Annotated in this window: 11 protein-coding genes; 4 read left to right on the forward strand and 7 right to left on the reverse strand. The window is 63.6% G+C overall.

Annotated features, from left to right (window positions below; all coding sequences use genetic code 11):
- Positions 1–13: 13 nt before the first annotated feature.
- From M1R55_RS05210 to fba, 4 genes are all read right to left on the reverse strand, one after another.
- Complete coding sequence (locus M1R55_RS05210) at positions 14–436, reverse strand: CBS domain-containing protein (RefSeq protein WP_249393648.1); 423 nt, start codon at positions 434–436, stop codon at positions 14–16.
- Positions 437–743: 307 nt separating this feature from the next.
- Complete coding sequence (locus M1R55_RS05215; RefSeq protein ID WP_249393649.1) at positions 744–3,251, reverse strand: S8 family serine peptidase; 2,508 nt, start codon at positions 3,249–3,251, stop codon at positions 744–746.
- Between the two features lie 255 nt (positions 3,252–3,506).
- The gene (locus tag M1R55_RS05220) at positions 3,507–4,226 is read right to left on the reverse strand and encodes a hypothetical protein (RefSeq protein WP_249393650.1); all 720 of its coding nucleotides are present in this window, start codon (positions 4,224–4,226) and stop codon (positions 3,507–3,509) included.
- 247 nt (positions 4,227–4,473) lie between these two features.
- Entirely contained in the window at positions 4,474–5,391 is a 918-nt protein-coding gene (fba, locus tag M1R55_RS05225; RefSeq protein WP_249393651.1) for a class II fructose-1,6-bisphosphate aldolase, read from the reverse strand.
- Positions 5,392–5,691: 300 nt separating this feature from the next.
- Here fba and M1R55_RS05230 point away from each other — a divergent pair, with 300 nt between their 5' ends.
- Positions 5,692–6,948: a PLP-dependent aminotransferase family protein gene (locus tag M1R55_RS05230; protein ID WP_305880273.1), complete on the forward strand. Its 1,257-nt coding sequence runs from the start codon at positions 5,692–5,694 to the stop codon at positions 6,946–6,948.
- A 77-nt stretch (positions 6,949–7,025) separates the two neighbouring features.
- Here the strand turns inward: M1R55_RS05230 and M1R55_RS05235 are convergent, their stop codons facing one another.
- The 3 genes from M1R55_RS05235 to purE all read right to left on the reverse strand — a co-directional run bounded on the left by M1R55_RS05235 (position 7,026) and on the right by purE (position 9,892).
- Positions 7,026–8,201 carry a VanW family protein gene (locus tag M1R55_RS05235; protein WP_249393652.1) on the reverse strand — a complete coding sequence of 392 codons (1,176 nt, stop codon included), beginning with the start codon at positions 8,199–8,201 and terminating at the stop codon, positions 7,026–7,028.
- Positions 8,202–8,288: 87 nt separating this feature from the next.
- Positions 8,289–9,359 carry a 5-(carboxyamino)imidazole ribonucleotide synthase gene (purK, locus tag M1R55_RS05240; RefSeq protein ID WP_249394140.1) on the reverse strand — a complete coding sequence of 357 codons (1,071 nt, stop codon included), beginning with the start codon at positions 9,357–9,359 and terminating at the stop codon, positions 8,289–8,291.
- A gap of 47 nt (positions 9,360–9,406) precedes the next feature.
- Positions 9,407–9,892, reverse strand: coding sequence for a 5-(carboxyamino)imidazole ribonucleotide mutase (purE, locus tag M1R55_RS05245; RefSeq protein ID WP_249394141.1), 486 nt, complete (start codon positions 9,890–9,892; stop codon positions 9,407–9,409).
- Between the two features lie 213 nt (positions 9,893–10,105).
- Here purE and M1R55_RS05250 point away from each other — a divergent pair, with 213 nt between their 5' ends.
- The 3 genes from M1R55_RS05250 to M1R55_RS05260 all read left to right on the forward strand — a co-directional run bounded on the left by M1R55_RS05250 (position 10,106) and on the right by M1R55_RS05260 (position 13,417).
- Positions 10,106–11,302: a glutamate ligase domain-containing protein gene (locus M1R55_RS05250; RefSeq protein WP_249393653.1), complete on the forward strand. Its 1,197-nt coding sequence runs from the start codon at positions 10,106–10,108 to the stop codon at positions 11,300–11,302.
- A gap of 166 nt (positions 11,303–11,468) precedes the next feature.
- Entirely contained in the window at positions 11,469–12,179 is a 711-nt protein-coding gene (gene nth / locus M1R55_RS05255; protein WP_249393654.1) for an endonuclease III, read from the forward strand.
- Entirely contained in the window at positions 12,176–13,417 is a 1,242-nt protein-coding gene (locus M1R55_RS05260; protein WP_249393655.1) for an MFS transporter, read from the forward strand. Before nth ends, M1R55_RS05260 begins: the two co-directional genes overlap by 4 nt.
- Positions 13,418–13,430 lie beyond the last annotated feature (13 nt).

Here is a 13,430-nt window from a genome sequence, read left to right on the forward strand (position 1 = left end):
TCTGGTATCTGGTTTAGGTCGTGGGTTGGCTAATGCCCTGAAGCGCCTGCTCATCGGCGCGGCCTGTGGCGTTGGTGGCGAGGTCGGCCAGAGCCACGATGCCCACCACTTTGCCGCCCTCGGTAATCGGCAGGCGGCGCAACTGGCGGTTCGACATTTCCTTTGCTGCGTCCTGCACGTTGCTGCTGGCATCCATCGTAAACACGTTGCCGCTGGCATAGTCGGTAATGGCGCTGCCCAGATCGTGCCCATACGCCACCGCCCGAATCACGATGTCGCGGTCAGTCACGATTCCAACCAGGCGTTCGCCGTCCATGACCAGCACGTTGCCGATGTCCTGCTCACGCATCAGGCTGGCTACTTCCTTCAGGGTTGCGCCGCCGTCTACGGTGGTCAGGTCACGGGTCATGATGTCTCGTAAGGTCAGTTGCGTCATGCCCGTACCGTACTCTCCGGGCCAGTGGAGGGTATGGGAGCAACCTAAAGGCGGTCTTGGGCAGGCTGAAGCGGGCGCAAAGGGAAGGCTCAGAGCAGTCTCAAAACGGGTTAAGGGCAGGTCTTCCAGCCAGCGCGGCGCGAACCAAAAACAGCAGAGGCCAACGCTGGGGCTGGCCTCTACTTGCTGATTTGGATGAACCTAGAGTGGTGCTCCCTTATACGGATTCCGTCCAATTCCCGGACTCCGTATCCATTCCCACTCGCTCCCCTCGGATTGAATCCCAAAAACCGGGATTCAATCGGAATTACTTCATCAGCCAGTCGAAGCTGGTCTTGATCAGGGCGCTGCGGCTGCCGGGCGTCAGGCCTTCCAGACCAAAGCCCATGTTCACAGTGCGGTATGCGCCTGCATTGTTGATGACGATGGCTCCGGCATTCTCGTTGGTGTTCTGAGCGGTCACGCGGGGGCGCTGCGTAGGCTGCTGGCCGCCGAGCACCTGGTTCAAAATGCCGCCGATGATGTTGGCTGCCAGTTTTTCTACGAGTCCACGGGGGTCTTGCACCTTCTGGGTGGCGCGGGTGCGGTTCTGGTCGACGCGGATGCTCTGGGCGGTAATGGTTCCGGCGGTCGCTCCAGCGGTTCCCCAGCCTGCTACGGTGCTGCTGCCGTTCAGGTCGGCAATCACGTCGGGGTAGAACTGGTTGGCGGCGCTGCCCTGAGCGTTCAGGGTAAAGGCGGTGCTGCCAAAGGCTCCGGTGGTCACGAACTTGGGCGTGCCGCTGCTGTCGGCCACAAAGCGGGTTTTCAGGGTCGTGCGGTAAAAGTCGCTGCCCCCGATGTCGTAGCCCACGTCCTGGCCAGTCAGCAGCAACTTGCCGCCGCCTGCGAGGTACTGGCGCAGGGTGTTCTGGTCGGCGGCGGTCAGGGTGTTCTGGTACTGCTCACCCGTGGCCCACACCACCACGTCATAACTCTTCATTTCGCTGAGGGGAATGGCTCCCAGCGTCTGGGTATTCCAGAGGAAGGCAGAGGCTGCATTGGCCTTGATCGCGTCGCGCAGGGCCCCCGTGACATCAGCGCCTTGACCCATATCGTCATCGACAAGCAGGACTGTGGGCTTCTTGCCGCCGCCACTGGGTGCGGGTGCAGGAGCCGGGGTCGGGGCAGGCGTGGGAGCGGGGGCCGTACCGGGGCGGTCTTTGATGAAGCAGCCCTTGCGAACGCCTACCAGGGGGTCAGTGCCCCACTCGGCCACCGTGCAGTTGAAGCCGTCGGTGGCGACTCCCGTGATGTATTTGCCGTTGTTGCCGAACGCCGCGTCTTTCTGGCCGCTGAAGTTGCACTTGGAACCTTCGATAGCGCAGAGGGTGTATCCGGCAGGCCCAGTGGGGGCGGCTGCGGGCGGGGTAGGCGTCGGGGTGGGGGTCGGAGTTGGCGTGGGGGTGGGGGTCGGCGTTGGGGTCGGCGTAGGCGTGGGAGCCGGTGCAGGAGCGCCCACGTTCACGCCCAGTTTGCCCAGTGCACCGGGCACACTGATGACGCCGTAGCCCACGTTGTTGTTCTTGCTACCCGCGTTGCTGGCGCTGGTGTACAGGGCGTTTTTAACTGCGTCTACGCCCGTGCCGGGTTTGGCGCTCAGCATCACGGCCACCGCGCCCGCCGCAATGGGACTGGCCTGAGAAGACCCGCTGAGTGCGCCGTACTGTCCGTTGGGGAAGGCGCTGGTAATGGCGACTCCGGGGGCGGCAATATCTGGCTTGATGAACACGCCGTTGATCGCGCCCTGCCACGCCACCGGGCCACGGCTGCTGAAGCTGGCGACCTGGCCATTCTGGTCGACTGCGCCCACACCCACCGCGTCGGGGAGGTTGCCGGGGCTGCCCGTGCTGCCGCTGGCGGGGCCAAAGTTCCCGATGGCGAACACCGGAACCACGCCCGCCTTGATCATGTTCTGCACAGGCACGATGAATTCATCGAAGGTGCCGGGAATGCCGAGGCTCATGTTCACCACGTCGGCTCCATCATCGGTGTCGGCGTTGTTGTCGGGGTCGAGGACGTACTGCATGCCCGCGATCACCTGTGCAAATGTGCCCTCGTTGTTGGGGAGCACCAGCGCACTGATAATTTTGGCGCTGGGGGCCACGCCCACCGTGTCGCCCACCAGCAGGCCCGCCGTGTGCGTGCCGTGGTTAGAGGAATCGCGTGCTTGCGTACCAATGCGGTCACCCTCGGCATTAAATTCGGCGAAGGCGGAAATCTTGCCGTTCAGTTGCGGGTGAGATGGATCTACGCCGCTGTCGAGGTGCCCGATGCGGATGCCCTGACCCTTGAATCCGGCGGCCCAGGCCTGCGGTGCACCGATGCTCTGAAGATGCCAGGGCGTGCCCGCAGGCGCGGAAGCAGCGCTGAGAGCCACGGCCTTGGGAATCTGAACTTTAAAGTTCTCGAACACGTCTGACACGAAGGGCAACAGGGCCAACTGGCGTGCCTGCACTGGGGTCATGGGCAGGTACACACTCTGGTCAAGCCACAGTTGGGTGGCCCGGCCCGACGCGATGGCCTGATTCAGGAACCCAGCAGCAGGGCCAAGTTGGGCAATTTTGGCTCCCAACTGGCCGCGCAGGTTCTTGAACAGGGCGCGGCCCCGTGCGTCGTTCACGACCTTGAAGCGCACGATGACGCCCACTTGGGTCTGGTCGCCTTTTTTGGCACGGGCCAGCAACGTCGGAGACAGGCCCGCCGCCTCTGCTGTAGAAACGCCGCCTACAGCAAGGGCCGTGCCGAGCATCATCATTCGGGTCAACTTATTCATGATTGCAGCCTAACGGCCCGGACGTGACGCCCCCTGAAGCAGTCATGAGGAACCCTTGAGGTGAGGTCAGAGACTCATCAGGCAAATGGGGAAGGCAGACGGGGAACATGAAGGAAAGTGCGCGGGTGCGCGGGGCGGAGGGGTCCCCTGTTGTAGTGCCAAGTGCAGGAGCACAGAGATTTTAAGGCTCGGCCAAAGCGTAGTTTCACCAAGCAACACGCCTCCCGAACTTCCCATAGCGCACAGGCGTCCCAATCAGCGCGTATAGCCCAAGATCAATTCGCCCTCATTGAGGCTGCCCTTGAACATACTGAACCGGTCATAACTCAAAATAATCTGCCCACTGTTCAGCAGCAGCAGTGTGAATTGACCACGAATACCGTTTTGGGTCACTGGATCGTTGGCCCTTAAATTCCACTGGTAGCCCAGCTTGACATCCAGCCGGTCTGCGCTGCTGCTGCTGGGCGTCACGGCGTTGGGGCGAGCGCTGAAACCTTCTCTTACGCGCAGTTCACCCGTTTTGAGGTCAATGCTCACGCCTCTTAGCACCCCGTTCATGCCCGCCGTGTCGCCAAAAGTCAGGCGGCCATTGTCTCGGGTCACCGGTAATTTCAGGCTTTTGCCGCTGGGTGCGAGCGACTGCTGAAACACCAGGTAGCGCTTGAATTCATCCTGTGTAATGCCGAGGCGTGCATCGTAGGCAGGCGCTTTGCCCTGCGACACAGTTACGATGACCGTCCGCAGGGCATCGGGACTGCCGCCTACGTTGGTCACGCGGCGCTGGAGTTCAAACAGCGACAGGCTCGAACGGCGCTCCAGAATCTGGGTCGCCTGTCCGGCCTGTGGTAAAAGTGAAGCAAGTTTGGCCTGCCACCCAGCGGGCAGCGGCGTTGACCCCTGCGTGGTAGCGGCGTGGGCAACCACGGCCACCAGACTGGTCAGGAGGAAAGGAAGGAGGGGGCGGGCGGCCTTCATGCCAACCGCCAGAATAAGCCGCGTGGGTGAGAATTCTCCCGCGCCAGCCTGACGCACCCCTCAGACTCGGAGTGAATCCCATACACACGGGATTCACTCCGACTTGCAAATCTGCGAAGCAGAGCAGAGCGAGCGGGAAAGGGGATAGCTGGCCGGGAATTGTACGGAAACCAGACCCGTTGGGGTGTCCTTCTGGGGGGAAAGGGGCTAAACCCACCGGCCCGCCCCACCTCTCTTATTGGTGCGCTTACGCCTTGCCGACGCTACCCAGCACGCGCATTTTGTGCTCGATGACCTGGCTCATCACGTCGCGGGCGGGGCCGAAGATTTTGCGGGGGTCGAATTCCTTGGCGTTGGCGGCCAGGGCTTCGCGGATGCCCACCGTGCTGGCAAGGCGCAAGTCAGTATCAACGTTCACTTTGGCGATGCCGTGCTGCGTGGCTTTCTGAAGATCTTCGTCGGCGATGCCCGCTGCCTCTCCGATAACGCCGCCCGCTGCCCGGAAGCGCTCGATAATGTCGGCTGGCACACCGCTGCTGCCGTGTGCCACCAGAGGAATTCCCGTCAGGCTGGCAATCTTTTCGATGCGGGCATGGTCGATGTAGGGGCGGCCCTTGCCCTTAAACGCGCCGTGGCTGGTGCCGATGGCGATGGCGAGGTAATCGGTTCCGGTCTGCTCGATAAACTGCACGGCTTCTTCGGGATCGGTCAGGAAGGCGTCTTTTTCGTCTACGACGATATGTTCTTCGATGCCGCCCAAGCGCCCGAGTTCCGACTCCACGCTGATCCCCATGGCGTGCGCGGCTTCCACGACGCGGCGGGTTTCGCGCACGTTACCTTCAAAGGAGTGGTGAGAAGCGTCGATCATGATGGAGGTAAAGCCCATGCGAATGGCGTTGAGGGCCGACTCGTAGGAGGAACCGTGATCGAGGTGCAGGGCGACGGGCACGGAGGCGCGGGTCGCCAGATCCTTGACGATGTTGGCGAGATCCTGGCCGCCGTACTTGATGGCCCCCTCGCTCATCTGAACCATCACGGGCGAGCGCAGCTTTTCGGCGGTGTGAATGATCGCCTGCGTAATTTCCATGTTGTTGGTGTTGAACGATGCCACGCCGTACTTGCCTGCGCGGGCGGGAACGAGAATGTCTGAACCGGTAACGAGCATGGTGGTGCCTCCTGAAGGTGGCCGGGAGTGGCCTGAATGAACTTGAGCGGAAACTTCATCTGGGCCTGGTCTGAGCAAAGAGAACGCCCGGCCCGAATGTACTCACCAACACTGTACGGCTAGCACTGTAACCGCCTTAAGCTGGCCTGTGTGCGACTTGACCAGCCCACTTAGAGATTTGGACTGCGTTCAAGAGAAAAGGTGCGGCGTCCACCCCACTCAGACAGCCGCGCCTTTTCCCGCCACTGCACCCGGACTCCGCACAGACGGCCAGCCTGCCGGGGCGCTACGATAGAGGGCATGACCGCGACTGTGCCTCCATCTGTGCCCACGCCGACTACCGCTCCGCTGGATTTCACTGCCATGCTGAGTGACCGTGCCCGCAAGATGACGGCCAGCGCGATCCGCGAGATTCTGAAAATTACGCAGGAACCCGATGTGATCAGCTTTGCGGGCGGCCTACCTGCCCCCGAACTGTTTCCGCTAGATGACGTGCGGGCTGCAATGGACGCCGTGATGACCCGCTACGGCGCGGCGGCCCTGCAATACAGCACCACCGAAGGCCACCTGCCCCTGCGCCAGTTTTTGGCCGAGCGTGCAGGCATCACGCCGGGGCATGTGCAGATCATGACGGGCAGCCAGCAGGGGCTAGATTTGCTGGGCAAAATCCTGATCTCCGAGGGCGACATCGTGCTGGTCGAAAGCCCGACGTATCTGGGGGCGCTGCAATCCTTCCAGCCGTATGGCCCGCAGTACATGGAAATGCCCACCGACGAGGAAGGCATTGACGTAGACGCGCTGGAAGGGCTACTCCAGGGACTGAAGGCAAGCGGCAAGCGGGCCAAACTGCTGTACGCCATCCCCAATTTCCAGAACCCTACCGGGCGCACCCTCAGCAAGGAGCGCCGCGAGCGCCTCGTGAACCTGACCGCCGAACACGGCCTGCTGGTCATCGAGGACGATCCCTACGGCCAGTTGCGCTTTTCGGGCGAACCCGCGCCCAGCCTGTATCAGATCGCGCTAGACCGGGTGGGCGGCGACCCCGACCACAGCCACATTATTTACAGTGGCAGCTTCAGCAAAACGCTGGTGCCCGGCCTGCGTGACGCGTGGGTGCAGGCCGCCCAGCCGATCATAGAAAAGCTGGTGCAGGCCAAGCAGGGCGCAGACCTTCATACGCCCACGCTGAATCAGATGATCGTGACCGAACTGCTGCCCACCGTGCTGCCCCGCCAGATCGAACTGATTCGCAAGGCCTACGGCGAACGCGCACAGGACATGACCCGGCACATCAAGGCGCAGTTTCCAGCGAGCGTACACCACACGGTTCCGCAGGGCGGCATGTTCCTGTGGGTCACGCTGCCAGAAGGCGTGGACACCCTGCCGATGCTGGCCCGCGCCGTGGAGCGCAAAGTGGCCTTCGTGCCCGGCGCTTCGTTTTTTGCGCTGGGCGGCGGCCAGAACACCATGCGCCTCAGCTACAGCAACGCCACACCAGAGCAGATAGCGCGCGGAGTGAAGGCGTTGGCGGAGACGATTTCAGAAACTGTGAAGTGAGTTCCTGAGCGTAGAGGGTGGATCGTGGGAAGGGCACACAAGCCTTCATCCACGATCCACCCTCTGTTTGATTCTGCTTACAGCCTTCCGTCCTTCGGATTCACGCCGTACACCGCGCCCCACGGGTTGTACACGCTTTTTAGGGTGTCTTTGCTCAGCACGGCCCCGCTAGGTGATTTGATGGTGCGGGTGATCAGGCTGGTCATGCCCTGCATCGGCGTATCCAGCAGGCGGCGGCTGCCCACCGCCACGCGGTCATCGGGGCTGTAACTGGGGTTGGCGGGCGCTTTGAAGTTGCTGATCACGGGTTTGCTGACGGCAACTGTGCGCCCTGTGTTGGCCCCGAACACGTCGAAACGCAGGGTCTGGGCCTTGGTGTCCCACGCGGCCTGAATGAACAGGTGCTTGCCCGTGTCGTTCTTCATTCGCAGGTTCTTGCTGGGCGCGTACACGGTGGCCTCGTAGCCCACGGGGTCGTAATAGGACACGCGGTGGCTGTGTTCGTGGCGCTCGGTAATCGGCAAACCTGCCTGATACAGCGCCCTGAAAATGGTGGTGCTGACCTGACAGATGCCGCCGCCGTCCTCTTTGGTCAGGGTGCCACCGCTGATGACGAAGCCCTTCACGAACCCGGTGCTGGCGTCGATCTGACCGATTTCCTCATTGAAATTGAACTCATGATCCGGCGCGATGAAGAAATTGTCGAGTTTGCTGGCTCCTACCAGTACGTTCTTGACACGGAAATCGGGACTGCCCTTGTAGCTGCTGCTGCCGCTCGCCACATGCCGTAGCACCCCGCGCCCGGCGAGTACTTTCACGCTGCGTTCGGGCACCACGGCCTTAAACACCACTTCGGCACTGTCTTTGCCCGCCATAATCGCCTTCAGCAGGTTGGATTTGGTGGCGTCCTTGTCGGCAATCCATCCAGTTTGCTGGGTCGCCACCCACGAGCCGCCCACGTTCCGGAAGCTGGCCGGGCGGGGAGCGCGGGCATTGATCTGGTCAAACATCTTGTCCAGCACGGGGCTGAGCGTGGTGCTGACCTTGCCGTTTTTCCTGCTGGTCGCAACTCCGGCGACGGGCAATTTCCAAGATTTGACGATGCTGGCGTTCTTGACTTCGCCCTTATGAATCTTTTGCTCTGTAGCACGCAAAATCAATTTGAATGGAGCGTCGGCAGCCTGAGCTGAGGCCCCTGCGCTCATATAAACAGGGCACAGGCCGAGGGTCAGAAAGAAGGGCAGGCGTGTCATATATCCCTGATGCTGAGGCCGAGCAGCTGACGCGGCGTGAGGCCCGCTTGGGGCGGCATTTAACTGTCGGGGGGCCGGGAGAAAAGGTTAAGGAATCAGCCCCTCCAACTCCGCCAACCGCGCCGCCAACGCTCCGGCATCTGCCGCCACCAGATTCACATGCCCCAGCTTACGGCCCGCCCGCCACGTCTTGTGGTACAGGTGCAGATGCGTACCGGGCAGGGCATCTATAGCGTCCCAGTCGGGATCCAGAGATTGGCCCTCCACATAGTCCCTTCCCACGATATTCACCATGGCGGTGGGGTGCAGGGGCCGCCAGTCGGTAAGCGGGAGACCCAGCACGGCCCGTACCTGTGCTTCAAATTGGCTGAGGCCGCCGCCGTCCTGGGTCAGGTGGCCGCTGTTGTGCACGCGGGGAGCCACCTCGTTCACGAGAAGCTCTCCACCTTCCAGCACGAAGAATTCCAGCGTCATTAGGCCTTCTAACGCCCAAGCCTCGGCACAGGCGCGGGCCAACTCACGGGCCAGCGGTTCCAGCGTCGCCGCACCTGTGGCCGGAAAAACACTGGTGCGGAGAATGCCGTCTCGGTGGACATTTTCGATGAGGGGGCCAAACGCCACCTGCCCGGCAGCGGTGCGGGCCACGCTGAGGCTGACCTCTCGCACAAAGGCAACCAGGCCTTCCAGCACGCAGGCCGCGCCATTCGTTTCCGCCCATGCTTCGCTCAATTCCGCGTCTGTATTCACCCGCGCCTGACCCTTCCCGTCGTAGCCTAGTTCGGACGTTTTCAGGATGCCGCGCCCACCCACCGTCGCCAATGCACCTTGCAGATCGGCGTCGGATTCGATGACCACAAACGGGGCGGTTTGCACGCCCGCCGCCCGCAGCGCCTCTTTTTCGCGGGCACGGTGCTTGGTGCGTTCCAGCAATGCCGCACCCGGACGCACCGGAATCTGTCCGGCCAGGGCTTCTAACGCCTCGGTGGGCACGTTTTCAAATTCCAGCGTCACGGCGCTGCATTCGGCCAGCCTTGCCAGGCCCTCGGCATCGGTGTAGGCGGCGTGCAAATGTTCAGCGCAGAGGCGGGCGGGGGCGTTGGGGTCGGGTTCCAGCACCACCACGCGCACACCCAGCGGCAGGGCGGCGAGGGCCAGCATCTGGGCCAGTTGGCCACCGCCGAGGATGCCCAGAGTCAGCCCCTCTCTCACGCTTCCCCCGCCTGTGGGTGGCCTTCAAACCAGGGGTCGTCCAGTACCGCCCGCGTCTGGGCGTCGCGGTAAGCTTGCAGGCGATCCCGCACGCCCGAATCGGTTCCGGCCAGCATCGCAGCGGCGAACAGGGCAGCGTTTTTGGCCCCCGCCACGCCAATCGCAAAGGTGGCGACTGGAATCCCGGCGGGCATCTGCACGATGCTCAGCAGGCTGTCCTGGCCGCTGAAGGCACGCGACTGCACCGGCACGCCCAGCACTGGCACCCGCGTAAACGCCGCCAGCATACCGGGCAGATGCGCCGCGCCGCCCGCCCCCGCAATGATGCAGGTCAGGTTCAGGCGCTCGGCCCGCGCCGCGTAGGTGGGCAGCAGCCCGGGCGTGCGGTGGGCGCTCAGCACGCGCACCTCGTAGCCCACGCCCAGCGCCGCCAGGGTGTCCAGAGCGCCCTGCATGGTGTCAAAATCGCTGCGGCTGCCCATGACCACGCCCACCTGTGGCCCAGTCTGCGGTTCAGTGTGCTGCCCTTCCAATTGCTCTGTGCCCTCTGTCCCGGTTGCCGTGTCCATGTCAGGGGGCATCCTAAAGCATCTGTCTGGAGGTGGGCGGGCCAGGGCGCGTTGGGAACGCGGAATCGGCCTGAATGTCGGGGTGCAGAGTTCGCAGGACGGCTCAGACCCGCTACAGTCGGGGTGATGGACGCTCTAGCCGATCCCGACTTGCCCGATTACGACTGGTTCTATGCCCGCACCCGCAATGGGCGCACGCGGGGGCCAGAAGTGGCGCGGGCGCTGCTGGACGCTCAAGGCTCGCCCGACGCCGCATTCACCTCTGTTCGGGTGGTGGGCACCAACGGCAAGGGTAGCACCTGCGCCATGCTGGAAGCCGGACTGATCTCAGCGGGCGTGCCTGCAGGCCGCTTTACCAGCCCCCACCTGATCCGGTTCGAGGAACGGGTGCGCGTGAACGGGCAGGAAGTGGCCCCGGCGCGGGTGGCGGCCTTTATCCGGCTGGCGCGGCGGGAAAGCTGGGACGGCGCGTTTTTTGACCTGTCGCTCTTGCTGGCCTGCACCGTCTTTGCCGAAACAGGCGTGCGCGTGGCTGTGATGGAAGCGGGCGTAGGCGGCGTGAGTGACGCGACGCAGGCGCTACACAACGTATCGGCGGTGGCGCTGACCAACGTGGCCCTCGATCATGTGGGTGTGCTGGGAGCAACAGTGGCCCAGATCGCCCGCGACAAGGCGCTGGCCGCCCGCCCCGGCGTGCCGCTGCTGACCACCGCCTCCGGAGAAGCTCTAGAAGTCATCCGTGACGTGTGTGAGGAGCAGAATGCACCGCTTTACACGCCCACCACGCATCCTACCCTGTTTGCGCTGCCGCACGCTCCGGCGCTGTTGGGGGCACACCAGCACAGCAACGCGGCTTTGGCTTTGGCAACATTGCGCCTGCTGGGATATGAAGCCGGGGCAGAAGCCGCCCTTGCCGCCCCTCATCCGGCCCGCTTGGAACAGTTCGGGCTGGAAGGCAAAACGGTGCTGATAGACGGCGCACATAACCCGCACGCTACCCACGCCCTCGCCGCCGCCGTGCCGCGTGCCGACGTGCTGCTGTTCGGCAATCTGGCCCGCAAAGACACCGCTGCCACGCTTGCGCCGCTGCTGGCGGTGGCCCCGGTGCGCGTATTCACGGCCCCCGGCGACCTCGCCACTTCGCCGCAAGAATTGGCCGAGCAGTACGGCGGTGAGGGCATCCATGACTCCGCTCGGGCGTTGGCGCGGGCGTTGGCCCTCACCCCGGCGGGCGGCACGCTGTTGGTGGCAGGCAGCCTGTATCTGGCCGGAAGTGTGTGCGAGTGGCTGAGTTCTGGTTTCACAGAACCGAGTGACGGCTAGCCACAGCGTTTGAAATTCTGTCCTTCACCGTCTTATCAAACGCGGTATGCACCCGCCCCAGCACCGGAGACCCTAGACCCTTAGATCTTCCTCCCACGCCAACCATGAACATTCCCCGTCTGACTTGCGCGGACAGCTCCCGGTGCGCGGGTGTAGGTTAAAAGGTGTGACTGTGCCGCCTTCCCGCCCCTCCGTTCCTAAAGCCAAAGCTGCGGCGCGGCTACCCGCCGGGGCCAAAGGCCGCGCTCCGCAGGTGTTGGCGACGCTGCACATGGTGTATCCCGATGCCCGCACCGAGCTGAATTTCTCCAGCCCTTTTGAACTGTTGGTGGCGACTGTTCTGAGCGCACAGGCCACCGACGTGAGCGTGAATGCCGCCACGCCCGCCCTGTTTGCCCGCTACCCCGACGCGCAGGCCATGAGCTTGGCCGAACCCGCCGATCTGGAACCGCTGATTCGCACCATCGGACTGTACCGGGGCAAGGCACGAAACTTGGCGGCGCTGGCCCGCTTGCTGCTGGAGCGGCACGGCGGCGAGGTGCCCAACGACTTCGAGGCGGTGGTGGCGTTGCCGGGAGCGGGGCGCAAAACGGCCAATGTCGTCCTCAGTAACGCCTACGGCTACCCCGCCATTGCCGTGGATACCCATGTAGGACGGCTGGCGCGGCGTCTGGGTCTGAGCGTGCAGACCAACCCCGACAAGGTAGAGGCCGATCTGGGGCGGCTGTTTCCGCGTGACCGCTGGGTATTCTTACACCACGCGCTGATTTTGCACGGGCGGCGCGTGTGCACGGCCCGCAAACCGGATTGCCCCGCCTGCCCCATGCGCGACTTTTGCCCCAAAGTGGGCGTCCTTTACGTTGGATCAACCCTATGAAAGTCCGTTTTTCCAATCAGGTGTGGCTGTTTTTGGCCGCCAGCTTCAGCTTCGGCATTTCTCAGGCTTTTGCGGCGCTGTTCCTCAATTTTTACCTGCGGGAATTGGGGCTGGGGGCGCAGTGGCAGGGCGTTCTGAATGCGTTGCCCGCCCTCACTCTGGCCTTGTTGGCGCTTCCGGCGGCAGGGCTAGCGCGGCGGATCGGCAATGCCCGCGCCCTGCAACTGGGCAGCGTGTTGGGGTTGGTGGGGGCGGTGGTGCTGGCCTCGGCATCCGGCCCACTGATGGCGGTGATCGGCGCAGTGGTGCAGGGCGCGGGCACGGCGGCGCTGGTGGTGGCCGGGTCGCCCTTTATGGCCGCGCACTCCACGCCGCAAAGCCGCGTCACGCTGTTTAGCGTACAGAGCGCCCTGATGACCGGAGCGGGCTTTTTGGGCAACCTGCTGGGCGGGCGCATTCCCGACCTGTACGCGGTCAGCACCGGAACCGAGGCCGATGGACTGGGCGCGTTGCGGGCGGCATTGTTGGTGGCTGCAGGGTTGCAAGCGCTGGGCCTGATTCCGGTGCTCAGTCTGCGGGCAGGCAACCACACACCGGAGCCGGGGGGCCGTACCCTCGCCGTGCAAGACCGCCGCACCATGACCCGCCTGGTCACACCCAACGTGCTGGTCGGGCTGGGTGCGGGGGCCACCATTCCCTTTCTGAACGTGTTTATCGAGGGCAAATTCAATATCAGCTATGCCAGTCTCGGCACGCTGTTCGCGTGGGCCAGCCTTGCCACTGCCGCCACTGCCCTGATTCAGCCGTGGGTGGTGCGCCGTTTGGGGCCGCTGCGGGCCGTGCTGGTGGTGCAGGCCAGCAGTTTGCCGTTTCTGGCCCTGCTGGGATTTGCCCCCGAACTGTGGATGGTCACGGTGGCCCTGTTTACACGCGGCGCACTGATGAACGCGGCCGGCCCGGTCTATTCCGCGCACGCCATGACGGTTCTGAGCGAAAGAGACCGCCCGCTGTATTCCGCCGTCAACGTGATTGCCTGGGACATGGGCTGGGCCATCAGCAGCATTCTGGCAGGCGTGGTGCGCGGGGCATTGCCCTTTAGTGTCGCCTTCAACGTGCTGTTCGGGTGGACACTGACCATGTACGCGGGCAGTGTGCTGGCTATTTATCTGGGGTTATACCGTCCGGCACAGCGGGCAGGCACGCTGGGGCAGAAACCGGTGGGTGGTGTGGGGGACTGAGCAGGGCCACGTT

The organism is Deinococcus sp. QL22, from assembly GCF_023370075.1.
Classification (GTDB): domain Bacteria; phylum Deinococcota; class Deinococci; order Deinococcales; family Deinococcaceae; genus Deinococcus.